The sequence below is a fragment of the Pseudomonas sp. NPDC087336 genome, assembly GCF_044744285.1.
In the GTDB taxonomy this organism is placed as follows: domain Bacteria; phylum Pseudomonadota; class Gammaproteobacteria; order Pseudomonadales; family Pseudomonadaceae; genus Aquipseudomonas.
Map to the genome: position 1 here is coordinate 151451 of NZ_JBIUYA010000011.1, position 26586 is coordinate 178036.

At 60.8% G+C, this 26586-nt stretch carries 25 protein-coding genes and 1 pseudogene; 5 read left to right on the plus strand and 21 right to left on the minus strand.

All coding sequences use genetic code 11. The annotated features are described in order from the left end of the window. Positions 1–2: 2 nt before the first annotated feature. Complete coding sequence (locus ACIO0C_RS13730; RefSeq protein WP_401312725.1) at positions 3–566, minus strand: YbhB/YbcL family Raf kinase inhibitor-like protein; 564 nt, start codon at positions 564–566, stop codon at positions 3–5. A gap of 140 nt (positions 567–706) precedes the next feature. On the opposite strand from ACIO0C_RS13730, the gene ACIO0C_RS13735 reads away from it, so the two are divergent. Beyond that, complete coding sequence (locus ACIO0C_RS13735; protein WP_401312727.1) at positions 707–2230, plus strand: FAD-dependent oxidoreductase; 1524 nt, start codon at positions 707–709, stop codon at positions 2228–2230. Positions 2231–2313: 83 nt separating this feature from the next. On the opposite strand, the gene ACIO0C_RS13740 is transcribed toward ACIO0C_RS13735, so the two are convergent. The 9 genes from ACIO0C_RS13740 to ACIO0C_RS13780 form a co-directional block, all read right to left on the minus strand. Next, complete coding sequence (locus tag ACIO0C_RS13740; protein WP_401312730.1) at positions 2314–3825, minus strand: YdgA family protein; 1512 nt, start codon at positions 3823–3825, stop codon at positions 2314–2316. A gap of 258 nt (positions 3826–4083) precedes the next feature. Beyond that, complete coding sequence (locus ACIO0C_RS13745) at positions 4084–4722, minus strand: NADH:ubiquinone oxidoreductase subunit N (RefSeq protein WP_401312732.1); 639 nt, start codon at positions 4720–4722, stop codon at positions 4084–4086. 93 nt (positions 4723–4815) lie between these two features. After that, a complete protein-coding gene (locus ACIO0C_RS13750) occupies positions 4816–6264 on the minus strand; it encodes an efflux transporter outer membrane subunit (RefSeq protein WP_401312735.1) in 1449 nt (482 codons plus the stop codon). Then, positions 6261–7148 carry an efflux RND transporter periplasmic adaptor subunit gene (locus ACIO0C_RS13755; protein ID WP_401312737.1) on the minus strand — a complete coding sequence of 296 codons (888 nt, stop codon included), beginning with the start codon at positions 7146–7148 and terminating at the stop codon, positions 6261–6263. Before ACIO0C_RS13755 ends, ACIO0C_RS13750 begins: the two co-directional genes overlap by 4 nt. Further along, entirely contained in the window at positions 7145–7354 is a 210-nt protein-coding gene (locus ACIO0C_RS13760; protein WP_008059581.1) for a DUF1656 domain-containing protein, read from the minus strand. Before ACIO0C_RS13760 ends, ACIO0C_RS13755 begins: the two co-directional genes overlap by 4 nt. Further along, the gene (locus ACIO0C_RS13765; RefSeq protein ID WP_401312741.1) at positions 7351–9423 is read right to left on the minus strand and encodes an FUSC family protein; all 2073 of its coding nucleotides are present in this window, start codon (positions 9421–9423) and stop codon (positions 7351–7353) included. The genes ACIO0C_RS13760 and ACIO0C_RS13765 overlap by 4 nt, the downstream gene beginning before the upstream one ends. Then, positions 9420–9848 carry a MarR family winged helix-turn-helix transcriptional regulator gene (locus ACIO0C_RS13770; protein WP_401312744.1) on the minus strand — a complete coding sequence of 143 codons (429 nt, stop codon included), beginning with the start codon at positions 9846–9848 and terminating at the stop codon, positions 9420–9422. Before ACIO0C_RS13770 ends, ACIO0C_RS13765 begins: the two co-directional genes overlap by 4 nt. A 117-nt stretch (positions 9849–9965) precedes the next feature. Continuing rightward, positions 9966–10211, minus strand: coding sequence for a DUF2789 domain-containing protein (locus ACIO0C_RS13775; protein WP_401312747.1), 246 nt, complete (start codon positions 10209–10211; stop codon positions 9966–9968). Positions 10212–10356: 145 nt separating this feature from the next. Then, positions 10357–10818, minus strand: coding sequence for an aminoacyl-tRNA deacylase (locus ACIO0C_RS13780; protein ID WP_401312750.1), 462 nt, complete (start codon positions 10816–10818; stop codon positions 10357–10359). Positions 10819–11014: 196 nt separating this feature from the next. Between ACIO0C_RS13780 and ACIO0C_RS13785 the strand changes: the two genes are divergently transcribed. Continuing rightward, positions 11015–11548, plus strand: a complete 534-nt coding sequence (locus ACIO0C_RS13785) for an NfeD family protein (RefSeq protein ID WP_401312753.1) — start codon at positions 11015–11017, stop codon at positions 11546–11548. Between the two features lie 2 nt (positions 11549–11550). Beyond that, a complete protein-coding gene (locus ACIO0C_RS13790) occupies positions 11551–12309 on the plus strand; it encodes a slipin family protein (protein ID WP_401312755.1) in 759 nt (252 codons plus the stop codon). Position 12310: 1 nt separating this feature from the next. Here the strand turns inward: ACIO0C_RS13790 and ACIO0C_RS13795 are convergent, their stop codons facing one another. The 4 genes from ACIO0C_RS13795 to ACIO0C_RS13810 all read right to left on the minus strand — a co-directional run bounded on the left by ACIO0C_RS13795 (position 12311) and on the right by ACIO0C_RS13810 (position 17554). After that, positions 12311–13792: an efflux transporter outer membrane subunit gene (locus ACIO0C_RS13795; protein WP_401312758.1), complete on the minus strand. Its 1482-nt coding sequence runs from the start codon at positions 13790–13792 to the stop codon at positions 12311–12313. Beyond that, complete coding sequence (locus ACIO0C_RS13800; RefSeq protein ID WP_401312760.1) at positions 13789–14853, minus strand: HlyD family secretion protein; 1065 nt, start codon at positions 14851–14853, stop codon at positions 13789–13791. Before ACIO0C_RS13800 ends, ACIO0C_RS13795 begins: the two co-directional genes overlap by 4 nt. A 26-nt stretch (positions 14854–14879) precedes the next feature. Then, positions 14880–16415, minus strand: a complete 1536-nt coding sequence (locus ACIO0C_RS13805) for an MFS transporter (RefSeq protein WP_401312762.1) — start codon at positions 16413–16415, stop codon at positions 14880–14882. 212 nt (positions 16416–16627) lie between these two features. Beyond that, positions 16628–17554, minus strand: coding sequence for a LysR family transcriptional regulator (locus ACIO0C_RS13810; RefSeq protein ID WP_401312765.1), 927 nt, complete (start codon positions 17552–17554; stop codon positions 16628–16630). A 149-nt stretch (positions 17555–17703) separates the two neighbouring features. Between ACIO0C_RS13810 and ACIO0C_RS13815 the strand changes: the two genes are divergently transcribed. Beyond that, positions 17704–18648 carry an RHS repeat-associated core domain-containing protein gene (locus tag ACIO0C_RS13815; RefSeq protein WP_401312768.1) on the plus strand — a complete coding sequence of 315 codons (945 nt, stop codon included), beginning with the start codon at positions 17704–17706 and terminating at the stop codon, positions 18646–18648. A gap of 97 nt (positions 18649–18745) precedes the next feature. Here the strand turns inward: ACIO0C_RS13815 and ACIO0C_RS13820 are convergent. Further along, positions 18746–18943 (minus strand): annotated as a pseudogene (locus ACIO0C_RS13820) (ABC transporter permease subunit); the annotation flags it as partial. A 105-nt stretch (positions 18944–19048) separates the two neighbouring features. Here ACIO0C_RS13820 and ACIO0C_RS13825 point away from each other — a divergent pair. Further along, the gene (locus ACIO0C_RS13825; RefSeq protein WP_401312771.1) at positions 19049–20044 is read left to right on the plus strand and encodes an RHS repeat-associated core domain-containing protein; all 996 of its coding nucleotides are present in this window, start codon (positions 19049–19051) and stop codon (positions 20042–20044) included. Between the two features lie 22 nt (positions 20045–20066). Here ACIO0C_RS13825 and ACIO0C_RS13830 read toward each other — a convergent pair whose 3' ends face one another. From ACIO0C_RS13830 to ACIO0C_RS13855, 6 genes are all read right to left on the minus strand, one after another. Then, positions 20067–20933 carry an ABC transporter permease gene (locus tag ACIO0C_RS13830; protein ID WP_401312774.1) on the minus strand — a complete coding sequence of 289 codons (867 nt, stop codon included), beginning with the start codon at positions 20931–20933 and terminating at the stop codon, positions 20067–20069. A gap of 22 nt (positions 20934–20955) precedes the next feature. Next, positions 20956–21816 carry an ABC transporter ATP-binding protein gene (locus ACIO0C_RS13835; protein ID WP_401312776.1) on the minus strand — a complete coding sequence of 287 codons (861 nt, stop codon included), beginning with the start codon at positions 21814–21816 and terminating at the stop codon, positions 20956–20958. 5 nt (positions 21817–21821) lie between these two features. Continuing rightward, positions 21822–22847: an ABC transporter substrate-binding protein gene (locus ACIO0C_RS13840; protein WP_401312779.1), complete on the minus strand. Its 1026-nt coding sequence runs from the start codon at positions 22845–22847 to the stop codon at positions 21822–21824. Positions 22848–22865: 18 nt separating this feature from the next. Next, positions 22866–23762, minus strand: coding sequence for a TauD/TfdA dioxygenase family protein (locus ACIO0C_RS13845; protein ID WP_401312780.1), 897 nt, complete (start codon positions 23760–23762; stop codon positions 22866–22868). A gap of 271 nt (positions 23763–24033) precedes the next feature. Continuing rightward, entirely contained in the window at positions 24034–25176 is a 1143-nt protein-coding gene (locus tag ACIO0C_RS13850; RefSeq protein ID WP_401312782.1) for a cell division protein FtsQ, read from the minus strand. A gap of 11 nt (positions 25177–25187) precedes the next feature. Continuing rightward, positions 25188–26585 (minus strand): MBOAT family O-acyltransferase, encoded by a 1398-nt coding sequence (locus ACIO0C_RS13855; RefSeq protein ID WP_401312784.1) that lies wholly within the window; start codon positions 26583–26585, stop codon positions 25188–25190. Between the last annotated feature and the right edge of the window lies 1 nt (position 26586).

Below are 26586 nucleotides of genomic sequence, written 5' to 3' on the forward strand. Positions count from 1 at the left end.
TTTTAACGGTGGTAGCGCCGAACCACGCTGCTGTTTTTCAGCACATGACCTTTGATTTTTTCCAGCAGTTGGATGCGCGTCAGGCCGGCTGGCAGGGCATCCGGGGCCAGGTCCAGGGCGAAGATCTGGATGATGTAGTGATGGGCGCTGTCGCCGACCGGTGGGCAGGGACCGACGTACCCCGTAGTGCCTTTGCTGTTGGTGCCGCCGACACCCTCGAGCGCGGATTTTGCGCCGACACCCGCCGCAATCTGGTGAGTGCCGGCCTTGATGCCGTAATGCACCCAGTTGTCGACGCCCTGGCCTTTTTGGCCATCCGGGTCGTGCATGACGATGGCGTAGCTGAGCGTGCCTGCAGGGCCAGCGTTCCAGTTCAGCGCCGGCGAAACATTGTGTCCGCCACAACCCTGGGCGTCGCTGGCGGCGGCCGAGGTGAACAATCGGTCATCCGAGACGCCCGGGATGTTCAAGGTGAAATGCTCCTGGGCCGCCTGCGCCGGATATTGCACGCAAAGGGCGACTGCAACGGCCGCCAGCCAAGGGGTCAGAGAGGTCAATCGGGTCATACCGGGAGTACCTGGTGCGGGTGGGGCCGAGGTCGGCGAGCAAACTATAGCCGGACCGTTCGCGCGGTGGCAGTGGGAATTGGCTGAACCTCGAATTAAGCGCCAGACTCTTAATTGAAACGCCTGTCTGGAGAGCGATCATGACCCTGCATCGCGTTGCCCGTCTCGCTGATATACCCGAAGACCGTGGCCTGGAAGTCAGCGTCCAGGACAGCAAAATCCTCCTGCTGAAAGTCGGCGATCAAGTACGCGCCTATCAAGGCGAATGCCCGCACGCCGGGGCGCCGCTGGTCGAAGGCGCGCTCTGCCATGGGCAACTGACATGTCCATGGCACAAGGGACAGTTTCGGATCGAAGACGGCGGATTGTGTGAACCTCCTGCCCTGGACAGCCTCAAGCGCTACCCGCTTGAAGTGCGCGGGGACGAAGTCTGGGTCAACGATCAGCCGCTGCAGGACGCTCACACACCACCGGCCGATGATGAACGCACATTTGTTATTGTCGGTGCGGGTGCCGCGGGCACGGCGGCGGCATCGGCGCTGCGTGAAAAAGGCTTTGGTGGACGGGTACTACTGATCGACCGCGAAGTCGGCGCCGGGTACGACCGCACGGTACTGAGCAAATTCGTGATTGCCGGTGAGACGCCGCTGGAAGAAGTCCCGCCCCTGCGCGAGGAAGACTTTTATCGCGAGCAAAGAGTCGAGCGAATCAACGCTGAAGTGGCGAGCCTGGATGCCGCCAACAAGACGCTGCGACTGGTCGACGGCCAATCGCTGAAGTACCACGCCGCATTGCTGGCGACAGGCGGCATCCCCAATCGACTGCAATTGCCCGGTGCGGACCTGCCGCAGGTGTTCGTCTTGCGTTCCAAGGCGGATGCGCAAAAGATTCTTCAGACCGCCAAGGCCGGTCAGCGGGCGGTGATCATCGGCGACAGTTTCATCGCCATGGAGTCCGCTTCCTCCCTGCGCCAATACGGCCTGGAGGTCACGGTTCTGGCCCGCCATCCGGTGCCTTTTGCCAAACAGTTCGGCGACAGCGTCGGCAAGGCGATTCTGGCCCTGCACCAGGCCAACGGCGTGGTGTACCGGACCGAGGGGCAGGCGGCGCAGATCGAAGGAACGACGCGAGTCGAAGCGGTGCGGCTGGATAATGATCAGCGTGTACCGGCGGACCTGGTGCTGGTCGGGATTGGTGTCACCCCGGCCACTGCGCCTTTTGCCGATCTGCCGAGGGAAAAGGACCAGTCGCTCCTGGTCGACGGCGGGATGCGCGTAGCCGACGGACTCTGGGCGGCGGGCGATATCGCGACGTTCACACTCAACGGCCAGCCCCAGCGCATCGAACACTGGCGCCTGGCGCAACAACAGGCGCGGATCGCGGCGGCGAATATGCTCGGTGGCGATGAACATTACCTCGACGTGCCGTATTTCTGGACCTGGCACTTTGGCAAAAATTACGACTACCTTGGGCACGCGCAAACCTGGGACGAAGTCGAGTTCAAGGGTGACCCTGGCAACCCACCCTTTATCGGTCTGTTCGGTAAAAATGGCGTGGTGACGGCGGCAGTGGCCTGTGATGAAGAGCGCACCATGGCGATGCTTGCAGAGAGGATGAAGCAACCGTTGTCCGTGGATGAGGCGTGGCGGTTGATCCGCGCTTGAACCGGACCTGCAGGAGCCCGGCTTGCCGGCGAAGGCGATTTCAAAGACGCCTTCGCCGGCAAGCCGGGCTCCTACAGAAGGGTTTATGGCTCCTGGACTACGCCAGGGTTGCCAAACTTGCTCATCAGGAAGCCGACAAACTCCTCGACGGTCATTTTCTGGCCGTTGAATTCCACCTGGTTATTGGCGTAGTGCAGTTGGGAGGTGACGTTATTGCCGTCCAGTTTCGCCAATTGCGAGCCGACCGCCATGCCGCTGAACATATCGGCGGTGGCAGTGGCCTGATCAGCGATGAGCTTGGCGTCGGTCTGGCCGTCGATTTGCGACTGCACGGTGAGTATGTCGACGAGCATGGGCTTGGACACTTTCAGGTTGACGTCCAGCAGCGCGATCATCTGGCGGACCAACTGGTCGGCCGGCAGGTCGATCGCTTGCGGCTTGGTCAGGTCAAGCACCAGGTTGGCTCGGCTTTCGCCGTTGGCGGTGTTGAACGACAGGTTCTCCAGGGCCACCTGCGGGCCGGCCGCCAGCAATTGTTCCAGGCCGGTTTTAAGCTGCGCTTCTTCTGCCGGGGTCAGGTTCAGCTCGGGGACCGGTTGACCGGCCTCGGCAGCCTCGGCGGCGGCCTGCTCATAGGGCTGCAATTTGGTCTGGTAGATCTGCATCAGCGACAACGTCGCCGGGATGTCGAGGTTCTTCAAGCTCATGGCCAACTGGGCGGAACCCACGGCCTTACCGTTCAGTGACACTTCGCCGATTTTGTAATCGGCGCGCCCGGAAGCGCTGGTGCCTGATTCCTCGGTGTGGTTCTTCATTTCGAAATTCTTCAGACCCAGCACCGACTGCTTGGGGCCAAAGGTGGTTTTACTGTTGCTCAGCTCGACGGTGTTATCGCCGGTGTAATAGCCGTAGGTGCTTTTTGTCAGGTTGCTGGCCAGGGTAAGACCGCTCAACTCGACCTGCACCGGTGCCTGGTCTTCGGAAACCGTGGTCAGCTTCAGGCTGTCCATGTAGCCATCTGCCTTGACCTTCTGCGCCTGGGCGCTGGCCGCGACATCAACCTTCAGACCGGAAAATTTCAGGCTGGACTTGTCATCCAGTGCAGTTTCCAGCGGCAACAGTTCGAGCGTGCCGTTGGTGGAGTTGTCGTAGCCAATATTGACCACGCCTTTGAGCGGTGAAACGTCCTTGGTGGCGGCGAACCATTTTTCAGTGAGCGGGGTCTTTTCCAGTTCGTAGTGACTGGTGGCCATGACCGGCAACCACTTCAGCGACACCAGGCGCGAGAACGGCAGCGGGCCGTGTTCGATGTGGTCGGTAAACAGCAGCTCGACCGGTGCCTCGCCGAACATTTCGCCTTCACCCTTGAGGCGGTAATGCGCAGTGCTACTCAATACATGGCGCTCCAGAGACACCAGTTCCAGCGAGGCTGTGCCTTTGTAACCGACCATCGCGGCCTGCAATTGCTTGTTGGCGTCCGCCAGGGAGGTGTTGAGCACACCCTCGATTTTGGTGCCGGTGAACCAGGCACCGCCGGCGCTGATTGCACCAATGGCGACAACGATTCCCAGGAGCACGCCTGCTGATTTATTCATGAATGACCCGTTCAATGTCCGTTGTTGAGGTGTGGTCGTCTTCCCTGAACCCATGACGGGTTGCGGTCACGACTGCGCTGAAAGTGGGGTGCAGATTAGCATCAGGCGCGACGGGCGGCCCAATGGATAAAGGTGAAAAAGTGTCTGTTTGAGTGCACATAGGATCGCCTTCGCGGGCAAGCCTCGCTCCTACAGGTCTGCATTAAGCCTGTAGGAGCGAGGCTTGCCCGCGAAGGCGTCGGCCCTGCCAACACTGAATCAGGAATACTGAACCTCGATCTCATCAAGCTGGTGATCAAAGGTTTTCAGCCGCGCCGTCCAAGTGTAGATCAACACTTCAAAATCCCGGTTGATCACCGCCCCACCTGTCACTTCGCCACCGCGTGGGTCGCAGAAGTCCAGCTGATAGCGCTCGCGGGCCATGGCGGTGGCGACGTCGGCCAGTTCGCGGGCATTGTTGAGCCAGTGCCGACCGTCGTCGGCCACTTGTTTGTCCAGCTCAAGGCATTGTTTTTTCAGGATCTCGAGGCTTTTTTCCAGCGGCGTGCCCGTGAGCTCGCCCATGACCTCCTGGAAGGTACGGCCCGGTTGCCAGTAGCTGCCCCAGAAATACCGGTCGAAGACCGACTCGACACGCCGTAGCGCCACCTTGGTGTCCCAGATCATCACCAGGGTCTTGCCTTGTTCCAGCTGTCTTTTTTTGATTCGCTGGCCCTGGACCGAGGCCCAGGCCACCACCGCAATGGACATCACGGCGATCAACAGTGCGACGCTGTCGAGAAACGTCAGCGCCGTATCGATCTGGTGGGCCAGCATAATGCCGTAGAAATAGGTGCCCGTGAGCAGCACTAACGCCACAACGGCGCACCAGAAGCCGAGAGCATAAGGGTTTTTCATTATTGGTTTCCCCATGACCTGCGCATGCCTTGTGCGAATCCAGGGCGCTTTTTCATGAACGCCCTTTCAACACTTCAAAGCATAGCAACGGCCTCAGGGTTTGCCGGAGTTCGACGCTTGCGTTCGTCCGCTTTCCCAACCGCCGCCCAGGGCGAGGAACAAATCGATCTGGCTGATGGCAACCTGGGTGTTGGCAGCGGCCAGTTGCGCGGTGACGTCGATGTAGGTGCGGGTCGCCTGCAGGTCCGCCAGGAACGATGCGCGTCCGGCCTGGAAGAAGCGATGGGTCTGGTCGGCGGCGAGCTTTGCCGACTGCTCGGCGTCCGCCAGGGCCTCACGGCGTTGCAGCAAGGCGGAGTACTGGGCCAGGCCGGTCTGGGTTTCACGAATGGCGTTAAGTACCACGCCATCGAAATGCGCCAGCGTGGCCTGGGTCACTGCCTCAGCCTCGCGAATTCGTGCGCGGGCGCCGTTGGTCGGCACGTTCCAGGTCAGCGACGGGCCGAAGCCCCAACGGTTGGTGGATGGCTCGCCAAGGTTTTCCAGGATGCCGACCGTGCCGATGGTCGCGCCAATGCGGATGTCCGGGTACAGCTCACCGGTGGCGATGCCGATACCGGCGGTCGCGGCTGCCAGTCGACGTTCGGCCTGCCGGATGTCGGGGCGGCGCTTGAGCAGCGATGCACCGTCACCCACCGGCACCAGTTGGGTGATTTTTGGCAACTCGGCGCAGCTGTCGGTGCCAGCCGGTAGTTGATCCAGCGGCTTGGCCAGCAGCATCGACAAGCGCAACAGTCCGGCCTGACGCGCCGCTTCATAGCGCGGCATGTCGGCGCGCAAGGATTTGAATTGGGTTTGCGAACGGGTGACCTGGGTTTCGTCGCCACGTCCGGCATCGCGCAAACGCTGGATGAGCGTGGTGCTCTGGGCTTGCAGGTCGAGAGAATGCTGGGCGATTTCCCGCTCCTCGTTGGCCGCGCACACCTGGGTGTAGGCCCGGACCACATCGGCCACCAAGGTGATGCGCGCCGTATCGGCGGCCGCCTGGGTCGCATCGGCATTGGCCTTGGCCGCCTCGATGCCGCGCTGCAAGGTGCCGAACAGGTCGAATTGGTAGGACGCGCTGATGCCGATATCGCCGATGTTGGCCACCGGCACCTTTTCCGGCAGCAAGAACGCTTCGCCGGATTCCTGTAAACGCTGGGCGCCCATCTTCACCCCGCCGCTCCAGCCGCCCGCTGCCTCGGCCGCGTCGACCTGAGCGCGAGCCCGCAGCAGGCTGGCGGCCGCTACACGCAGATCCGTGTTGGACGCCATGGCCTGCTGCACCAACTGGTCGAGCCGCGGGTCCTGATACAGGCGCCACCAATCGCCAGGCACCGGCGCCGAGACCACCGGCTTGCCGTTCACCGCCAGTTCGCCCTGCAGGTCTTCGCGGTGGATGGCGGCTTCTTCCGGCAAGTGGTAATCCGGACCGACCACCTGACACGCCGACAGCAGCAAGCCTAATCCGGCGATCGCCAAGCACGAGGCCTTGCTCATTGCGCGGGCTCCCGGTTCTTGTCGTCGATGATCGATACCGTGGCGGTGCGCCCGGCGATCATGCGGAAATCTTCAGGCACCTCATCGAAGGCGATACGCACCGGAATCCGCTGGGCCAACCGCACCCAGCTGAAGGCCGGATTGACGTTGGGCAGCAGGTTATTGCCACTGGTGCGGTCGCGGTCTTCGATCCCGGCCACGATGCTTTCCACATGGCCGCGCAGTCGCGCGTTGTCGCCGATCACCCGGATGTCGACGCTTTGGCCGATATGGATGCCATTGAGTTTGGTTTCTTCGAAATAGCCGTCGATATGGAAAGAATTACTGTCCACGACCGACAACACCGGCCGTCCGGCACTGACGAATTCCTGGGTTCGCGGCGCGCGGTCGTTGACGTAACCGTCCACCGGGCTGCGGATCACCGAACGGTCGAGGTTCAGTTGCGCGCTGTCTACCGCGACCTGGGCTTCCATCAACGCCACTTGTGCGCGGGCCACCCGTGACTGGCTTTCTTCCAGCTGCTCGCCCGGCACAAGATTGCCAAGGCCCTTGTTACGCTTGGCTTCGCGCTGGGCCTGGGCCAGGGTTTCCTCACGGTCCGCGACCGCCGCTTTCGCCTGGCGCAGGGCCAGTTTGAAGCGGTCCTGATCGATGCTGAACAGCACCTGGCCGCGCTTGACCAGCTGGTTGTCGCGCACTTGCACTTGCTGGATCAGCCCGGACACGTCCGGCGCGATCTGCACGATGTCGGCACGGATGTGCCCGTCACGGGTCCAGGGCGCAAACATGTAATACATCACCATGCGCCAGACCACGACAACGGCGAACGTTACGATCAGCAGGGTCAGGACCACGCGACCGAGGGTTAAAAACGGCTTTTTCATGTCATCAGGTATCGGCTGAGTGAATCCACGGCGCCAAGCAGCAGGGCGTAGAGGGCCACGTTGAACAATGCCCGGTGCCAGACCAGACGGTAAAAGTGCAGGCGCGTCAGCACCCCGTGCACCAACAGGTACAACACATAGGTAATGCCCATCAGCACCAGCAGCGTGGGCAGGAACACCCCGCTGATATCCAGATCACCGATCATAAAGGCGCTCCATCGATGCCATGGGGAAGCGGTTCTTCGGGCTCGGCAGAACCGACGAATTCGACGCCGGGCAACAACGCCAGGCGCAAGCCACTCAAGGCGTGCAGCAGGTGCAGGCGGGTTTCGTCATCACCCGCGCCGCCCAACGCTCGGCGGGTACGATCGAGGGTCATCAGCAACGGGCTCGGTGCCGACAGGCGTTCACCAGCCTTGAGGCAGGCCTTGAAGTATTCGCCGACCTCGGCCACCACCTGACGCAGCAACGCCTGCGGTGCGCCGTGAATCCGCGGCGTATAGGCCAGCAGGTCGAGCAGGTTCAGCGCCACACGAACTTCGCGCAGGGCGATGCCGGTGTCTTGGCCGGTCACGGCCAGGCGCGGCAAATGCTGCATCAGTCGATCCAGTACCTGCACGCCCAGGCGCCGGTGATCGGCCAGCGTGGCCGGCTCGGTGAGGCTGACGATGTCGCGCCAGGCGAAACGGGTCAGGCGCTTGGCCGCCAGCTCGGCACCGAACGGCCGGGCGATCAGGGTCCAGACGAACGCGAACAGCAACCCGATCGGGCCGGCCAGGTTGGAGTTGGCGAAGCTGAGGAAATCCGCGTCGTAGGCGCCCTGGATACTGATGAACGACGAGGTGTTGACCAGGGTCAGCAACATCCCAAGGTAAAACTGAGGCTTGACCGTCAGGGTGCCGATGCAGATGAACGGCACGGCGAACGCCAGCACCAGCATCGGGAAGTCATGCAGGTTGGGCAGGACGAGAAACAGGTAAATGCTGGCAAATACCACCGACATCGCGGTCCAGAAAAAGAACCTGTAGATCTGTGGTGCCGGGTCGTCCATCGAGGCAAAGAAGCTGCACGCCACTGCCGCCAGGATCACCGCACTGCCGCCATCGGTCCAGCCCAGCAGTATCCACAGCACCGAAGCGACAATGATTGCTGCGACGGTGGAGGCGGCGGAACAAAGCATCAGGCCACGATCCAGAAAGGGCGTCAGGCGCCCCAGGCGCCAATGCCGATAGACCGCGCGCCAACTGTCCTGGCTTTCGCACTGGATCGCGTGCTGCAGGCTGCGGCAGTCCTGCCACAAGTCGACCCACTCGCCGAGGCGATAGATGGCGTTGGAGAACAGCAGCTGCTTGCGATCATCCAGCGCTTCGGCGCTGGGTTGCAGCGCTTGGAGTTGATCTTTGAGCGCCTGCCAGCGCTCGAGGTCAGCGTTCTTGTGATCGAGCCACTCTGTGGCGGCGGCCAGCAAGGGTGCGAACTTTTCCACCAGCTCCGGGGTGCGCCTTTCCAACGCGTAGAGCGCATCGTCGAGGGCATCGATCACCGGCAACAGGTGAATCATCCGTCCGCGCAGCTCCTTGGTGTTGCGCACTGTTTGTGGGCGCGCGCCTTCGTGGGGCAGCTGACCGATCATCAGTTCCAGGGTATTGAAGGTGGCAACCATCGAGGCGCGTAAGGCGCTGACTTCCTCGGGCTGCACGTTGCGGCCGAGAAAGCGCGCGCTATAAGTCGACGCGTCGGCAAACCATTTGCTCACCGAATCGTTGAACACCGGGGCCAGCCGTCGCGGCCAGAACATCGCGCCAACCACGGCGGCGACGGCGATGCCGAGGAAGATTTCTTCGGTGCGCGCTTCGGCCACGTCCCACACAGCCAACGGGTTATTCACCACCGGCAGGGCGATCAACGGCAGGGTATAGCCGGCCAGCATCAAGGCGTAATTGTTGGCGGTGCGCAAATGCATTGATAGAAACAACAGAATCCCGGTCCACAGCGCGATGACCAGCACCAGCACATAAGGACTCTGCACGAACATCGGCACGAACAGGACGGCTGCAGCGGCGCCAAGAAAAGTGCCGACCGCACGGTATAACGCCTTCGAACTGGTGGGCCCGACAAACGGGCTGGAAACGATATACACCGTGGCCATCGCCCAATAAGGACGCGGCATTTGCATGAGCAGGGCGATGTACAGCGCGATCATCGAGGCGGCGAAGGTGCGTGCGCCGTAGAACCAGTCCCGTGCCGCGGGCATGCCGGAAAAGAAGCCGCTCAAGGGTTGGTTACCGGCAAATGAGTGGCTGACTCGAAGGCCTTCAACACGCGTAGCGTCGCTTCAAGATCTGCCTGGTCGATTCCCTCGAGTACCTCATGACGCAAACGCACCAACTCGACCTCAACGGCTTGCACCAGGGTCCGACCGGTATCGGTCAGGCTCAGGCATTTGGCGCGACGGTCCTGGGCGTCTTCGGTGCGACAGACGTAACCGGCATGACACAACTGGTCGAGCAATCGCACCAGAGACGGGCTTTCCATCCCCGCCGCCTGCGCCACCGTCACCTGCCGCACACCCTCGCCCAAGCGCCCGATCATCAGTAAAGGGACGGCACAGGCTTCGGAAATTCCATAGTTGGCCAACGTGGTCTGGCAGATTTTGCGCCAATGCCGGGCGGCCACCACCATGGTGCTGCTGATGTACATCTGGAGAGCGTCGAGGGAATTCGGCACGAAGGGATAACACACACTGTTAGTTTGCTAACTATCAATATGGCATTGAGAGGGATTTCTCGTCAAGTTTTGAAACAAATTTCCGGTTTTTTACGCCCCCCGCCCCTTCCTCAACATCACATCCAGCTGATCCACCACTTCCGCCCAATCGGCGTCGTCTTGAATTTCATTGCGCAACAGATCCGCCTGGCTCGGACTCCAGAAGAATGCATCCGCCAGATGCAGGTCCGGTTTGAGCGGTGAGTGGGTGGCGATGAATTTGTCGATGCTCTCGGCGTCGTCGGGGAGGCCGAGTTGTTTGAACAGGGAGGGAAGGCTGTGGGTTGGGTTTTCCATGTCTGGCTCCTGGTTGGTTTGGGTGACCGCTTTGCGGTCAATCGCGAGCAAGCTCGCTCCTACAGGGGAATGCGGTGACCCTGTGGGAGCGACGGTGCGACGATTCGACCTGCTCGAGAAGACGGCAGCATTGACGAAACAATCCTCAATCGCTCAACTCCCGCACCTGCGCATGCGGCACCATTTTCAGGAATTGCGGCATTTCCATATGCAGCAGGTTGATGTGGTTGCCGGCTTCCAGATAGATGTCTTTCTGCCGGGTCAGCAGCGGGTCGATGACCACATCCAGTCCATAGGCTTCGCCCAGGGCGGGTACGGCGCCGCGTTCGCAGTCTTCAAACAGATGCGGCAGATTGCTTTCCCGGGAAACCTGCCATTCACCGGTGCTGCGGACTTTGCTCAAGTCCAGGTGCCGGCTGGCGGGTAGCACCGCCATCAGGTAATGCCCGTGGTGGTCGTCGAGAATCACCGATTTGGCCACCCGCTCCGCGGGAATACCCGCCAACCGCGCGGTTTCGAGGCTGCTGGCCGAGTGGGGATGGGTGACGATGTCATATTCGCATTGAGCCTTTTCCAGGCTTTTCTGCACGGTTCTTGCCATACGCATGATGCACCTCGGTGTCCGCAAAAACGTCTGGCGGACGATGGTTAACGCTTTTGTACGTAGTAAAAGTCTAGGCCCGCCGGGGCAATCCAGTGGGAAATCTGCTCATCGGACAGGTCGACAAGTGAGCAAAATTCATACAAGCAGCGCCTCAACTAGACTGTATACAGAACCACCTGCGACTCTCCCGGAGGGTCACGTGAACACTCGCTGTTGTGCACTTGCGTTGCTGTTGGCCTTGAGCGGAGCCGCCCTCGCTGCAGACACCGTCGGACTGCCCGGTCCCAACTCCGCGGGGATCTGGCTGATCACCTTCGGTATCGCATTTTTGATCGCCGAGGCGGCGCTGCCCAACTACGGCGTGATCGGTTTGGGCGGGATCGTGATGTTCGTGATCGGCGCGGTGATCCTGACCAATGCCGAACTGCCCGTGCCGTTGATGATCGGCCTGGGACTGCTCAGCGCGCTGCTGTTGATATTCCTGCTGATCCGCGCCCTCAAGACCCGGCCGCGCCACACCGTCAGCGGTGATGCCGGCCTGCTGGGCAGCGTGGCCCCGGTGCTGGCATTGCAGGCCGGCGATGCGTGTCTGGGCTGGGTGCATTTGCAGGGCGAACGCTGGCAGGTAGCGAGCACCAAGCCATTGCAGATCGGGCAAAAGGTCCGGGTGGTGGCGCGCAAGGGATTGTTGCTGGAAGTGGCCGCGGCTGACGCGGTAACGGTCGGAGATTAGTCATGGGTCTGCAAATCGGTTTTGTCGCGCTGCTGCTATTGCTGATCGCATTGGCGGGGGCGACGTTCCGCATCCTGCGCGAATACGAGCGTGGGGTGGTGTTCCAGCTCGGACGCTTCTGGCAGGTCAAGGGCCCTGGCCTGATCCTGCTGATTCCGGTGATCCAGCAGATGGTTCGTGTCGACTTGCGCACCATCGTCCTCGATGTCCCGGCGCAAGATGTGATTACCCGCGACAACGTCTCGGTCAAAGTCAACGCAGTGCTGTACTTCCGCGTGCTCGATCCGCAGAAGGCAATCATTCAGGTCGAAGACTTTCTAATGGCCACCAGCCAACTGGCGCAAACCACCTTGCGCGCGGTGCTTGGTAAACACGAACTCGATGAACTGCTGGCCGAGCGCGAACGGCTGAACATCGACATCCAGCAAGTCCTTGACGCCCAGACCGACGCTTGGGGCATCAAGGTGGCCAACGTCGAGATCAAGCACGTCGACCTCAACGAATCCATGATCCGCGCCATTGCCAGACAGGCAGAAGCGGAACGCGAACGCCGGGCTAAAGTGATCCACGCCGAAGGCGAATTGCAGGCTTCGGAAAAACTCATGCAGGCCGCCGAAATGCTCGGCCGCCAGCCCGGCGCCATGCAGTTGCGCTATATGCAGACACTGAGTTCGATCGCCGGGGACAAGAGTTCGACCATCGTCTTTCCGTTGCCGATCGAATTGCTCAAGGGCATGGCGGATCTATCGGCCAAACCGTGACTCAGCGTTGCGCCGCCAGCGGATACACCGACTCCCATCCACCACCCAGCGCCTTGTACAACCCGACCGCTGCCAGCGACACGCCGGTGGAACTCTCCACCCATTGCTCCTGGGTCGCCAGCAAGGCGCCTTGCACGGTCAGTACGTTGACGAAGTCCACCACGCCCTCGACGTATTGCCGTTGCGCGGTTTGCAGGGCGATGCGGTTCTGGTGCACGGCCTCGGCGAGGCTGTCGCGGCGCAGTTGGCTGGCGTTGTAGGCGCTCAATTGGTCGTCGATTTCATGCCAGGCGCGTAACACGGTCTGCTGGTAGGCGATGGCCGCTTCCTGTTGCTGGGCTTCGCGCAGGTTCAGCACACCGCGCAGGCGCCCACCGTCGAACAGCGGCAGGCTGAACTGCGGACCGATGCCGAACGTGCGTGAGCCCCAGGAACCGAAATCGCCCAGTTGCATGGCTTGCGAACCGACACTGCCTGACAGGGTAATCCGTGGATAAAAATCACCCTTGGCCACGCCGATGCTCGCGGTCGCGGCATGCAGGCGTGCTTCGGCCTGGCGGATGTCCGGGCGGCGCTCGGCCAGCTGCGACGGCAGGCCGATGGCGACCTGGCGCGGGGTCTGCGGCACCGGCGCGTCGGTGGATAACTCGGCCGCCAGCGCTTGGGGCGGTTCGCCCATCAGGAGGCTCAGGGCATTGATCAATTGGGCCTGTCGTTGCTCAAGTGCTGGCAGGCGCGATTCGATAGCCGCGACCTGGGCGGCCGCTTCGGCGACATCAAGGTCGGTTGCGACGCCGTCGGCCAGGCGCAGCTGCGAAAGTTTCAGGCTATGGCGGGCGACGTCGAGGTTCTGTTCGGTGACGGCGCGGGTGTTCTGCACACCGCGCAGTTGAATGTAGTCCTGGGCGGTTTCGGCCAGCACCGACAACAGCACGCCGCGACGGTCGTTTTCCGCGACTTCCAGGGTGGCATCGGCGGCCTCGGTCTCGCGGCGCACGCGGCCCCAGAAATCCAGCTCCCAGGAGGCAGAGAAGCCCGCATCCCAGAGATTGAACGCCGAATTGCCGTTGTGCCCCGATGGATCGCTCAGGCCTTCGCCGCTGTTGCGTTTACGGGCGTAACTACCGGTGGCCGCTGTATTCGGATAACGGTCGGCGGTGATCACCTGCCGCACCGCACGGCTTTGTTGCAAGCGGCTGCTGGCGAGTTTCAGGTCGAGGTTGTCGCTCAGGGCACGTTGAGTGAGGGCCGAGAGTTTCGGGTCGTTGAATACTTGCCACCAGCGTTCGTTCATCGTTTCGGTGCTGGCCTGGCTGCCGGCTGCTTTTGCGGGCTTCGACCATTCGGTGATTTGCTGTGCCTCAGGCTTTTGGAAGTCAGGGCCGACAGTGCAGGCTGAAAGGCTCATCACAAACATGGCGCAAAGGGTGAATCGATTCGACTTGCTCGCGACGGCGTAGGCACATTCAACGAAAATCTTCATCGCTGAACAACCTTCTTGGCCTTGGCGCTGACCGTATCGATACTCGCCTCCACCGACATCCCCACCCGCAACCGCTCGGCCAACGGCTGACCCGGTTCCAGCACGATCTTCACCGGAATCCGCTGCACCACCTTGGTGAAGTTGCCAGTCGCGTTATCCGGTTTGATTGAAGCGAAGGTCACGCCGGTAGCCGGTGCGATGCTCTCGACCCGCCCGTTCAACGCTGCGCCACCAAAGGTGTCGACACGCACCTCCACGTCCTGCCCAGGTTGCACATTCGTCAGTTGGGTTTCCTGGAAGTTGGCTACCACATAGGCCTGCGCCAGCGGTACCACCGCGAGCAGTTTGCTGCCCGGCGTGACATAGGCCCCGACCCGCACCGCGCGCTCACCGACCATGCCATCCTGCGGTGCGGTGATTCGAGTGTAAGACAGTTCGTAGCTGGCGATTTCCAGTCTCGCCTGCGCCCGCTTCAAACCACCTTCGGCGCCGTCACGTTGAGCCGTGAGGATGTCCACCTGTTTGCGTTCCGCCGCCAGCACCGCTGTCACATTGGTCAACCGGGCACTGGCCTGATCAATGCGCGTGCGCGCTTGCTGCGCGTTCTGCACCGTGCCGGCACCGACCCCGGCCAAATGGTCGTAGCGGTTCAGTTCATGTTGAGCGAAGGCCATTTCGGCCTTGGCGGACACCACCTGCGCCTGTGCCTGAGCGATCACCGAGGCCTGCCGCTCAAGCGTCGCCCGGGCATTTTGCAGTTGCGCCTGGGCTACCAAGGCTTCGGCGGCGGCCGCTTCGGCGGCGGCGCGCAGGTCGCGGTCATCGATCAGGGCCAGCAACTGCCCGGCCTTGACCTGCTGGTTGTCTTCCACCAGTACTTGCTTGATGAACCCGGCAACGCGCGGCACCACCAGCGTGTAGTCGGCCGCGACATAGGCGTCATTGGTGCTCTGCTGCGTGCGCTGGCCGAACAGGCCGGGCGCCAGTAGGTAAATCAGCACGCCCGTCGCGATCACGACGGCGACGCCAACGGCCACTTTTTGCTTGGATTGAGTCGTCATGAAAACCTTCTGTTTCAGTGATGCATTCAGGTCGGTGCACGGGGCGGATAGATCCGCGTCGGCAGCCAGAAAATCAGCAGGATCAGCGCCAATGCGAGGCCGGCCATGCACAGGTAAAGGTCCGAGGCGGCCAGCACCACGGCCTGCTCATGCAGCCGGTGGGCAAGGCCCGGGGTGTCGCTGTCGACCAGGGGAGAATTGCCGAGGCGGTCCACCAGCATGGTCGAGTGAAAGTGCAGGCGCTGCGTGGTCAGGGTTTCCAGCACGCCGGTGGCGATCACCGCCGCCAGGCCTTTCACGGTGTTGAACCAGGACGACGCGAAGGGGCCATCCATGGGGTTGATGCTGCCGGTCGAGAGCATCAGCAACGGCAAGACCGCCATGGGTTGCCCGAAAATCTGCAGCAGTTGCAGGGCATAGAATTCGTCGCGGATCCACGCCGAGGTCAGCTGCGAACCGCCGATGCAGGACAACACCAGCATGCTCAGGCCGATCCCCAACACCCAGCGGCAATCGACCCAGCGCAGGTTGCACAGCGCAGCCACCAACGGCAGTGCGATCAACTGCGGGAGTGCCGCCAACAGGGTGATGGGTGCGGTTTGTACCGGGCGATAACCCTGGACCTGCGCCAGATAGCTGGACGGAATAATCACCACCGCCAGCAACACCACCAGCACGCCGGCCAAGGTGACCAGCGCGAACGACAGGTTGCGGATGCCGAGCATCTGCATCTTGAAAAACGGAATCGGCTGCGACCACTCGTTGATCAGGAACAGCACCAGCAACAGCGTACCGCCCACCAGCAATGCACAAACCAGGCTGGACTCGAACCAGTCCAGCCGATTGCCCTGCAGGATGCCAATCACCAGCATGCAGATCGCCGGAAAACCCAGCAGCAAACCACGCCAGTTGAACTGTTTGAGACGCTCCAGCCGCAGCGGGTCCTGAGGGATGCCGTAGCTCACCGCGACCATGGCCATCAGGCAAGGCACGACGATCTGCCAGAAAGTCCACTGCCAGCCGACATATTCAGTCCAGAGCCCGGCCAGCGGCGTGCCCAGCCCCGGACCGAAGGTGGCGGTCAGGGCATAACCGGCCAGGCCGTAGAGTTTTACGTTGGCCGGTAGAAACCGCAGGGCGACGGTCATCAACATCGGGGGCAGCGCGCCACCGGCCAGGCCTTGTAATGTGCGCAGGACCAGCAGGCTCTCGTAGTTCGGCGCCCACGGGCACAACACCCCCAGCAGCGTGAAGACAGTGATGGCGCAGAGGGTGAAGCGCCGCAGCGAGAACGTGACGGCACACCATGGCGCAAACGCCATGGCAGCCACCGAAGTCGCGGCGTAGCTGGCAACCAGCCAGGTGCCTTCGTCATAACCGATGGCCAGACCGCCACGGATATCGGCCAGGGCCACCTTGGTTACCATCTCGTTCAGGCCCGACACCAGCACTGCGAGCAATACGCCCATCAGGCCGATGATGATCCGCGGGCCGAAGACCGGTGGTGCGGCGGCTATCGGGCTGGCCGCGGCGAGAGGCGCCGTGACCGTGAGGGAAGTCATTGCTGCGAGCTCCGGGATTTGAAGACCGAAGCATTCTATGAAGGGTGTGACCTGACGAAAACTGACTTATCGTCAGGTTATAAGTGCGTTATACGCAACGATGCAAAACACTGTGGGAGCGAACTTGCTCGCGATAGCGGAATCACAGCCAACAGTGATTGTTAATGTTACGCCCCCATCGCGAGCAAGCTCGCTCCCACAGGTTCATTCGTTCAACTCAAGACTGGTTGCGCCGCCAGCCACGTCTCGTCACAGCAGGTTTTCAGGGTTTCACGCAGCCAGCGGTGAGCGGGGTCATTATCGAAACGAGGGTGCCAGGCCTGGCTTAGCACGATGGTCGGCAATGGAATGGGCAGGGTGAACGAGCGCAACTTCAGCCCTAGCCGGCGAACACTCAATAGCGTCTCCCTGGGCACCGGTAGAATCAGGTCGGAATCGGGCAAAGCGAACATCGCCGCGTGAAAACTCGGGGCGATCACCGCCACTCGCCGTTCCAGGCCCAAGGCGTTGAGCGCCGCGTCGATCGGCCCGCGGGCGATCCCGCGACGGGACATGCTGATATGGGAATACCCGGCAAAGCGCTCAGCGGTGATCTCTTGATCGAGCAAGGGGTGATCCTCGCGCACCAAGCCGACAAACTGGGTGGAAAACAGATTTTGTACCTTCACTTCCGGCATCAGCGGCCGGTTGTTACTGACACTCAGATCGATGCGGCCCTCGCGCAGGGCCTCATCATCGCCATCGCCCTCCGGCGCAAAACGCAATTCGCAATGCGGGGCCTGACGCTCCATGGTGTCGAACAGCTTGCCGCCGTAAATGCCGATGAAAAAATCGTTGGCCCGGATACTGAAGCGCCGCCGCAGGCTGCCCAGATCCACGACCCTGGCCGAGTGGAACAACTGCGCGGCCTGCTCCACCACATCGCGCACCTGCTCGCGCAACTCCAGCGCCTTGGGCGTCGGCACCAGGCCACGACCGGCGCGTACCAGGATCGGATCGCCAATGGCCTCGCGGATGCGTGTCAACGTGCGACTCATGGCCGCCGGACTGAGGTTCATCCGCCGCGCCGCGCCCACCACACTGCCCTCGTCGAGCAAAGCGTCGAGGGCGACCAAAAGGTTCATGTCTGGCAATTGCATGGCGAGCACTCGTACCTGATCAGGATTGATTCAGGCGCAATGCTAGCAGATCAAAAGATCAAGACGCCCTAGCAGTTCTGATAGTTCTAGACAGAGGACGCGAGGTGTAAAACTAGAGCCCTCGACCATTCCTCGGCGAAGCCATCGGCATGACTCACCCCAAACCTGATGATCAGAAATCTTCCACTTGGCAATGCACGACGCTGTTGGCAACCGACGATAGCCTATCAATCATTGGCGAACTCGCCGACGGCAAGCATAACCCCATCGCCTATACGGGTTACGGCGAGCAATTCGCGCAGCAGGAAGACAAGACCCGGTTGGGCTTCAACGGCCAATTACGCGAAGCGAAGATCGGCTGGTACTTGCTGGGTAACGGCTACCGTGCTTACAACCCACGGTTGATGCGATTCCATAGTCCCGACAGTTGGAGTCCGTTCGCTGGGGGTGGGTTGAATGCATATATGTACTGCGCGGGGGATCCGGTGAATCGATTTGATCCAACAGGACATATTCCTTGGATTGAGCCGAGCGTGAAGCGGTTCTTTAAAAACACCTTCAACTTCTTCTTCGGCGGCGCAGGAATGACTGGCCCCAGCCGCAGCAAATCCCTAGCAGCTACGGAAAGAGTGGAGAGCGTAGCGGGACCAATGCGTCCCGAATCAGAAAACCTTCTGCAAAAGCTAAAACCCATCGTAACTTATGTTGGCGGGGCGCCTGGCGCAAAACCGCATCCTCATTCACTGGGGATTGACCGAGGTCCCACAACATCAAGGAGATACCCAGGCTATGCGGCCGGCGCAGAAGCTAGCGGACTCACCCGCCGCCCTACCCATGCAGTAGGCGTCGCGTCCGCTGAGCCGAGCATACCTAATCGCCCGAAAGCACCTAAATCTACAAATTCCAGTAGCGACGCCAGCTCACAACCTTCGCACTCCCAACAGCAAAACACAGCTTCCGATCAGCTCTCCAACCGACGTAATTCACTGCCTGGATATCACGAGGCAGTGCCACCTAGCTACGCGCAAGCTCAACGAAATGTAATAAAGGCACAGGAGTATGTTGAATACGTAGCACAATTTCGCCATCTATAGATTGAGTAATCGGTTCCCGCCTGTTTAGTCTGTGCAGCGATCACAGTGATGCCACTCCCTACCTAACGCTGCATCCCCCACCGATCCAACGTATCAACACCAGCTCGGCAGCGATCAACGTGCGCCAGGCAAAGGCCCAGCCGATTTTCAATCCGGCGAGGATCGACGGCAGTACCGCCGGGATCAGGATGAACAGCACGAAGCGCATGCCCTTGACGCCGTAATTGCGCCCGGCCATGCGCAGGGTTTCCGAGACGCCGAGAAAGCCTGCGTAAGTATTCAGTGCCAGGCCAAAAGCACTGAGTTTGAGCGACGATCCTAACAGTTCTGATAGTTCTCGACGGAGGAGCTAAGGTGTACAACTAAAGTCCCTCGACCATACTTCGGCGAAGCCATCGGCATGACTCAATTCAAACCTGTTGATCAGAAGCCTTCCACTTGGCATCGCACGACGCTGCTGGCAACCGACAACAGCCATTCAGTCATTGGCGAAATCCTCAATGGCAAGCATAACCCCATCGCCTATACCGCTTACGGCGAACAATCCGCGCAGCAGGAAGACAAGACCCGGCTGGGCTTCAACGGCCAATTACGTGAAGCGAGGATCGGCTGGTATTTGTTGGGGAACGGCTACCGGGCTTACAACCCGCGGTTGATGCGGTTCCATAGTCCGGACAGTTGGAGTCCGTTTGGTGAGGGTGGGTTGAATGCGTATATGTATTGCGTGGGGGATCCGGTGAATCGTTCGGATCCGACGGGCCATTGGGGAGCATGGGCACTACTTTCAAGTTTCAGGGACTTGAGGGTAATCGGCTACTTGACCTCCTCGGCGGGAACAGGTCTGAATCTTGGAGCTCTAGTGCTAAATTCCGGGCAAGTTACACTGGCAAACGGTCTGGGAATGATCTCGGGACTCACAGGTATGGCTGCCGGGGTTTCAGCCATGTATGAACTCGCGCCCCAAGCGTCTCAATTCCTTTCCGCAACAAGCCTGATATCAGGCGCAGCCTCCAATTATCTGGGCGCTCGCTCATTACGCAACTCGATGGTTAGTCATGCCGACTGGTATGAACGTCCTTTCAGTCGACCGGCAGGTAGCCCCCCTGCTTATCTCGTCCGTCCCCCCTTACCTCAAGCGCCATCGTCGCCACCAGTCTACCCTCTCAACAGCGCAACGATGTTGCCCACATCAGCAGGTCATAGACCTCCAGCTTACTCAGAAAATCACCCTGATTTGTTCTTATCGCCATTGCCTGAAGCCGGTATTCCCTCGACGTTCTCGCAACAAATTCAGGTGAACGGGACATCAGCTCTTAGGGATGTCGATCTGGCTCGTCGACGCTCCTTGGATCGAATGGATGGACTGACCACCTCTACGGCTATCAGAAGGAGATAAGTACCTTCTCGGCGCTCCTTGATTACCGCTGCATCCCCCACCGCTTCACCGTCACCCGCTCCAACGTATCAAACACCAGATTCTCAACCAGCAACCCAATCAGAATCACCACCGCCAACCCGGCAAACACCTTGTCGGTGTACAACTCATTACGATTCTGAAAGATGTACCACCCCAACCCGCCCTTGCCACTGGTCGCACCAAACACCAACTCGGCAGCGATCAACGTGCGCCAGGCAAAGGCCCAGCCGATTTTCAATCCGGCGAGGATCGACGGCAGTGCCGCCGGGATCAGGATGAACAGCACGAAGCGCATGCCCTTGAGGCCATAATTGCGACCGGCCATGCGCAAGGTTTCCGAGACGCCGAGAAAGCCTGCGTAGGTATTGAGCGCCAAGGCCCAGAGCACCGAATGTACCAGCACGAAGATCAGGCTGTTCTGCCCGAGGCCGAACCACAGCAGCGCCAGCGGCAGCAACGCAATCGCCGGTAATGGGTTGAACATCGAGGTCAGGGTGCTGAGCAGGTCGCGGCCGAATTGCGTCGACACCGCCAAAGTCGTCAGGGCGAACGCAAGGACGATCCCGATCAGGTAGCCCTTGAGCAGCACCACCAGGGAAATCCACACTTTGCCCAGCAATTCGCCGCTGAGCAGGCCGTCGTACAGCGCATGAGCGGTCTGCACGAAACTCGGCAGCAGCAGGTCGTTGTTCTGATAACGGGCAACGGCTTCCCAGAGTACGGCGAGCAGAATCAGGATCAGGCTTTTGCGCAACCAACCCTGTTGCCACAGGCGCTGACCAAGCGGCAGCTCACGCTCCAGCGCAACGCTGGTCAGTGGCTGCAAAACGGTTTCGAATGCTTCACGCGGGGATGATAAATGGCTCATCGGGCCCTCCTCTCAAACTGGCTCAATAAGCGATGCGGATGTCGGCGAAATCCAGTTCGCGCTCGGTTTCCGGCGACTGGCCTTCATCGAACAACAACCGATGGATGCGCCGCGCCGACTCCTGGAATGCCACGCCGCCCAGGCTGTGCAGGTCGTATTGATGGCTGTGGACTTCGGCGCGTACCCGCCCCGGGTGCGGCGACAACAACAAGATGCGATTGCCCACCACCAATGCCTCTTCGATGGAGTGCGTGACGAACAGCAACGTGAACCGCACCTCCTCCCAGAGCAGCAGCAACTCCTCCTGCATCTTGCGGCGGGTCAGGGCGTCGAGCGCGGCGAAGGGTTCGTCCATCAGGAGGATTTTTGGCTGCATCGCCAACGCCCGGGCGATGGCGACCCGCGCCTTCATACCACCCGACAGGGTATGCGGATAGGCATCGGCAAACGCCGCCAGACCGACCTTCTCCAGGTAGTGCAACGCCCGCTCTTCGGCCTCTTTACGCTTGAGGGTCTTCGAGGCCAGCAGTGGAAACATCACGTTCTGCTTGACGGTTTTCCAGGGTGGCAGTTGATCGAACTCCTGGAACACCACGATCCGGTCAGGCCCTGGCGCATCGACGCGCTGACCTTGCAGACGGATCTCGCCTTCCACGGGCTGGATGAACCCGGCAGCGGCCTTGAGCAAGGTCGACTTGCCGCACCCGGACGGCCCGAGCAGGACAAAGCGGTCCGCCGGATCGACCTCGAAGCTGACCTGATGGGTGGCCCGCACCACCCGCTGGGGCGTGCGGTATTCCAGGCTGACGTTATCGACCGACAGCAGCGCTTGGGCTGCGACGTTCGGTTTGCTGACCGTGTGGCCTTGCAAAGGGGCGTTCATGTCGGTCAGCTCCCTTGCAGCGGTTTGGCGTCCTGGAAGAAATAGTCCTTCCACGAATCCGGTTTGTTTTTGATCGCGCCCACACGGAAGAGGAACTCCGCCAGCGGGTAGGTATTTTTCGGCGTGACGCTGAACTCGAACTGCGGGTTGTCGATGATTTTCAGCAATTCGGCACGGTCGATTTTCGCCTTGGTGACGCGGATGTAGGTATCCGCCGCAGCGCCTTTATCGTTCTGGGCAAAGGTGGCGGCTTCAGTCAGCGCGTCGATGAAAGCTTTGTAGGTTTTCGGGTTTTCATTGCGGAATTTTTCGGTGGCGAACAACACAGTCGGCGAGTTCGGGCCCAGCAGGTCATAGGTGTTGAGCACCACATGCACGTTTGGATTGGCCAGCGCCTGATCCTGGAACGGCGGGTTTGAGAAGTGCCCGCTCAACTCGGTGCCGCCGGCGATCAACGCTGCCGTGGCATCAGGATGCGGCACGGCGATGGTGTACTTGTCGAGGCGATTGAATTCCTTGTCGCCCCACTGCTTGGCGGCCGCGTATTGCAGGAAGCGCGACTGCACCGACACACCCACCGCCGGCACCGCAATGCGGTCCTTCTCGGTGAAGTCGGCGATGGTCTTGACCTTGGGATTGTTGCTCACCAGGTAATACGGGAAGTTACCGAGGGAGGCCACGGCCTTGACGTTCTGCTTGCCATGGGTGCGGTCCCAGATGGTCAGCAACGGACCGACGCCGGCACCGGCAATGTCGATCGAGCCGGAGAGCAGCGCATCGTTGACCGCAGCGCCACCGGAGAGCTGGGTCCAGTCGACCTTGATGTCAATGCCTTCCTGCTTGCCGTACTTCTCGATCAGGCTCTGATCGCGCACCACGTTGAGCAGCAGGTAAACGATGCCGAACTGTTCGGCGATGCGGATTTCACCTTCGGCATGGGCCACGGTCGGCGCTACAAGGCTACCGGCGATCAGGCTGAAACCCAGGCCGATGGCCGCGGCCAGCGGTGCAAAGGGAAGACGTTTAGACATGGTCAAATCTCCGACAAATCAGAAAGGCGCGTCGCCCTGGATGGTGGTGCGAAACAACTTGCGGCGCAGATAGCTCGGGCATCCGGCGGCAAGGTGGATCAGCGAACGGTTGTCCCAGAACACCAGGTCATGGGGCTGCCACTGATGGCGGTAGATGTTTTGCGGCAACACGCTGTGGGCGAAGAGCTCGTCGAGCAATTGCTTGCTCTCGTCTTCCGGCAAGCCAACGATGCGGGTGGTGAAACCCTCGCTGACGAACAACGCCTTGCGGCCGTTTTCCGGGTGGGTGCGCACGACCGGGTGAATGACTTCGGCGACCTGGGCCAGTTGTTCCGGGGTCAGGGTCGGGCGCCAGTTGCCTTCGAATTTGGTCTCGCTGTAACGCGCCGTGTAGGAATGCGCCGCCGAGCGGCCCTCGACCGCTTTGCGCAGCGCCTCAGGCAGGTTGTCCCAGGCTTTGTGCATATCGGCGAACAGCGTGTCACCGCCTTCCGATGGCAACTCCTGGGCATGCAGCATCGAGCCCAGGCTTGGCAGTTCCTTATAAGAGAGATCGGAGTGCCAGAACTTGCCCGCATCGCCCAGGCCGATGTTCTGGCCGTTCTCGACAATGTTGGAAACGATGAGGATTTCCGGATGCCCCGCCAGCAGGAACTGCTTGAGCACGTGGATCTGCAACACACCGAAACGGCGACTGAAATCGATCTGCTGTTGGGGGGTAATGCGCTGGTCGCGGAACACCACCACGTGATGATCCAGGTGCGCGCGGTGAATGCGGGCGAAGTCCTGATCATTGACCGGGCGGGACAAATCGAGGCCGATGATTTCGGCACCGACGGCGCCACTGAAAGGGCGGATTTCGAATAATTGCGGCGCGATGGTCGCGGCGTTTGGGGTAGCAGTAGCTGCAGACATAAATCACTCCCACGCACGGCACGCTCAAAGGCGCGCGCGTCGATCAGAAACTCACGGAGGTCCCGTGTTGGTTCGAGTCGTGCGGCGCGCCGATTGGTCGGCAGGTACGCAGGGGTGTAACTTTATAGGTATAAAAAACTAAATTTAAATACCGTTAATGAATAACGATATGGCTTTTGCGGCGCTCTGTTTTGCGGCCATTTCGCTGGAAAGCACCATGATCCCCTGTAGAAGCTGGCTTGCCAGCGATGAGGCCATCAGCCCCACCCTTTTATTTGGCCCAGTCGATGACTTCACTGTAGGGCGTCTGCAAATCCCGCTCGGGAATCTCCCAGATCACCAGCTTCGGCGGCGTCTGCTTGAACGCTGGATTATCGAAGTAACCATTAGCGCCGCGGGAGAATTCACCACCGTCCTTGCCGAAGTTGCCAATCGGAGCGCCCAGGGCCAGTTGCAGGAAACCGGCAAAGTTGGAATTGCGCGAAAACGAGGTGCCGATCAGCGCCACGTTCGGCAAATTGTCATCGCCGAACAGGTCGTCGAGGTTATCGCCGCCGCTTTGCACCTGGGCAGCTTTCTCGCTGATCTGAGTGGCGGCGACAGTTTCCGGCTGCGGTTGCCAGGTCACCGGCAACCATTCCAGCCCTGCCAATCGCACCAGGTCGCCAGGACGGCGGGCCGGGTCCTGGACCTTCACATCGAAGTCTTTATGTGGCGTCGCGCTGATGCCCATGGCTTGAACGTGTTTGGCCACAGCCTTGGCTGCCGCCGCAGAACCGGTTTCGCTCCAGTGGGTATCGGTGCGCAGATAGGCATCGGCGCCCAGGGGTTGCAAGGTCGGCGCAAGATCGATCGCGGCGACACCGGCCTTGTTCAAGCCATCGACCCAATCCACCGCACGCTGTTGCAATTGCAACGGACGACGCAGGTCGCACAACTGCGCACTGGCGATACGACTCTTGTCCGGCACCACCGCCACCAGCAGCGTAATCCCGCGCTTGGCCAGGCGCTGCTGAACCTTGCGCACCACCCCGGCCTTGGTCTGGGCATTGGCTTGAGCGTGACGGTTGATGCGCAGTTCGTCGGTCAGGAACAGCCAGCCCGGGCAGCCGGAACGCACCCGCGGCCCGGTATCGTGCAGCAGCAACCAACTGGCGCCACGTTCCAGGTCTGCAGCCTGTTCAGGCACCGCGGCCTTCGACAGCTGCTTGGCGACCTTGTGGGTTACCTCGCCATGCAGTGCATCGTCGATGCTCAGCTTGGGTGGCAGCATCTCGACTTTGCCGCTCAACAGCAGCCAGACGCAGGAGACGAAACCGATCGCCAGAAAAGCCACGAAAAAGACACCCGATGCTTTGCTGACAGGGGTCGTCACTTCGCTGGATTGAGCCGGTACGTGGGACAAGGAAGTCATGGGCGCGGTCATCAGAACTGGAAGTACAGGAAGGGCACCGATTCACGACTCGCGACCAAGGCGAACGCGAGCAGGAAACCCAGCATCGGTGCAAACAACGCATGGCCGACAAGCCGCTGCTCATAGCGGCTCTGCAGCACGGGCGCAAGGATGTACAACACGCCGAGCAGCGCCGCGATGCCGTGGACTGGACGCAGCGTCACCGCCAGCGCATCACCCAATGCAAACCCATGCAGGCCGAACTGCCCGGCATACATTGTCATTGCGCTATGGAAATCCGGAGCACGGAACAAGGTCCACGCCAGGAATACGAACAGCAGCGTCAATGTGTGCGACAGCAGTGGCGGAACGCTCGGCAGACTGGAGCGCGACCACAAACGATCGACGCACAAGGCGATGCCGTGCGCCGAACCCCACAACAGGTAATTCCAGCTGTCGCCGCCATGCCACAGGCCGGCGATCGCCATGGTCAGGAACAGGTTGCGATAGGTCTTCCATGCACCGTTACGGTTGCCGCCAAGGGCGATGTACAAGTAGTCGCGCAACCAGCTCGACAGCGACAAATGCCAGCGCCGCCAGAAGTCCTGGATGCTGCTGGCCAGGTACGGCCGGTTGAAGTTTTCCGGGAAGTGAAAGCCCAGCATCAGGCCCAGGCCGATGGCCATGGCGCTGTAACCGGCGAAGTCGAAAAACAGTTGCAGCGAGTAGGCCAGGCAGCCGATCCAGGCGTCGACGAAGGACGGGTTTTCCAGATGGAAAGCGACGTCCACCAGCGGCGAAAGGGTATCGGCCACCAGCACTTTCATGCACATGCCGATCATGAAACGGCGCGCGCCCAGAGAAAAATTCTGCCAATTGAAATAGCGCTGGGTCAGTTCACGGCGTACCCAGTCATAACGAATGATCGGCCCGGCAATCGAGTGGCCGAACATCGAAATGTAGGTCGCGTAATTGATGAAGCTGCGCTCCACCGGCACCGTGTGGCGATGCACGTCCACCAGGTAAGAGATCGCCTGCAACACGATGAATGACAGCCCCGCCGGCAACGCCACCCGCTGCCATTCCAGCGGCATGGCGCCGTAGTAGGTGATCAGGTCACTCCAGGTTCCGGCCAGGATGTTGGCGTACTTGTACCAGCACAGCACTGCCGTGTTGAACACGATCAGCGCAATCAACAACCTCACCCGCCCTTTCGAACCCTCGCGGGCACGATCTACCAGCAGTCCGCCGACCCAGGCGACGATGGTCAAGACCACGTGCAGACTGAGGAACAGCGGGCTCAGCCAGCCATAAAACAGCCAGCTGCCGATCAGCAGGATGACGTTGCGCCAGGCCGGTCTGGCCAGGGCATATACCAGCAGAAACGCTGGCAGAAACAGCGTCAGGAACTCGAGTGAGGCGAAGACCATG

Bases quoted from the DNA above. Each gene is read 5' to 3' on its own strand.
- ACIO0C_RS13730 (WP_401312725.1), bottom strand. From the start codon at position 566: ATGACCCGATTGACCTCTCTGACCCCTTGGCTGGCGGCCGTTGCAGTC.
- ACIO0C_RS13735 (WP_401312727.1), top strand. From the start codon at position 707: ATGACCCTGCATCGCGTTGCCCGTCTCGCTGATATACCCGAAGACCGT.
- ACIO0C_RS13740 (WP_401312730.1), bottom strand. From the start codon at position 3,825: ATGAATAAATCAGCAGGCGTGCTCCTGGGAATCGTTGTCGCCATTGGT.
- ACIO0C_RS13745 (WP_401312732.1), bottom strand. From the start codon at position 4,722: ATGAAAAACCCTTATGCTCTCGGCTTCTGGTGCGCCGTTGTGGCGTTA.
- ACIO0C_RS13750 (WP_401312735.1), bottom strand. From the start codon at position 6,264: ATGAGCAAGGCCTCGTGCTTGGCGATCGCCGGATTAGGCTTGCTGCTG.
- ACIO0C_RS13755 (WP_401312737.1), bottom strand. From the start codon at position 7,148: ATGAAAAAGCCGTTTTTAACCCTCGGTCGCGTGGTCCTGACCCTGCTG.
- ACIO0C_RS13760 (WP_008059581.1), bottom strand. From the start codon at position 7,354: ATGATCGGTGATCTGGATATCAGCGGGGTGTTCCTGCCCACGCTGCTG.
- ACIO0C_RS13770 (WP_401312744.1), bottom strand. From the start codon at position 9,848: ATGTACATCAGCAGCACCATGGTGGTGGCCGCCCGGCATTGGCGCAAA.
- ACIO0C_RS13775 (WP_401312747.1), bottom strand. From the start codon at position 10,211: ATGGAAAACCCAACCCACAGCCTTCCCTCCCTGTTCAAACAACTCGGC.
- ACIO0C_RS13780 (WP_401312750.1), bottom strand. From the start codon at position 10,818: ATGCGTATGGCAAGAACCGTGCAGAAAAGCCTGGAAAAGGCTCAATGC.
- ACIO0C_RS13790 (WP_401312755.1), top strand. From the start codon at position 11,551: ATGGGTCTGCAAATCGGTTTTGTCGCGCTGCTGCTATTGCTGATCGCA.
- ACIO0C_RS13795 (WP_401312758.1), bottom strand. From the start codon at position 13,792: ATGAAGATTTTCGTTGAATGTGCCTACGCCGTCGCGAGCAAGTCGAAT.
- ACIO0C_RS13800 (WP_401312760.1), bottom strand. From the start codon at position 14,853: ATGACGACTCAATCCAAGCAAAAAGTGGCCGTTGGCGTCGCCGTCGTG.
- ACIO0C_RS13805 (WP_401312762.1), bottom strand. From the start codon at position 16,415: ATGACTTCCCTCACGGTCACGGCGCCTCTCGCCGCGGCCAGCCCGATA.
- ACIO0C_RS13810 (WP_401312765.1), bottom strand. From the start codon at position 17,554: ATGCAATTGCCAGACATGAACCTTTTGGTCGCCCTCGACGCTTTGCTC.
- ACIO0C_RS13815 (WP_401312768.1), top strand. From the start codon at position 17,704: ATGACTCACCCCAAACCTGATGATCAGAAATCTTCCACTTGGCAATGC.
- ACIO0C_RS13825 (WP_401312771.1), top strand. From the start codon at position 19,049: ATGACTCAATTCAAACCTGTTGATCAGAAGCCTTCCACTTGGCATCGC.
- ACIO0C_RS13830 (WP_401312774.1), bottom strand. From the start codon at position 20,933: ATGAGCCATTTATCATCCCCGCGTGAAGCATTCGAAACCGTTTTGCAG.
- ACIO0C_RS13835 (WP_401312776.1), bottom strand. From the start codon at position 21,816: ATGAACGCCCCTTTGCAAGGCCACACGGTCAGCAAACCGAACGTCGCA.
- ACIO0C_RS13840 (WP_401312779.1), bottom strand. From the start codon at position 22,847: ATGTCTAAACGTCTTCCCTTTGCACCGCTGGCCGCGGCCATCGGCCTG.
- ACIO0C_RS13845 (WP_401312780.1), bottom strand. From the start codon at position 23,762: ATGTCTGCAGCTACTGCTACCCCAAACGCCGCGACCATCGCGCCGCAA.
- ACIO0C_RS13850 (WP_401312782.1), bottom strand. From the start codon at position 25,176: ATGACTTCCTTGTCCCACGTACCGGCTCAATCCAGCGAAGTGACGACC.
- ACIO0C_RS13855 (WP_401312784.1), bottom strand. From the start codon at position 26,585: ATGGTCTTCGCCTCACTCGAGTTCCTGACGCTGTTTCTGCCAGCGTTT.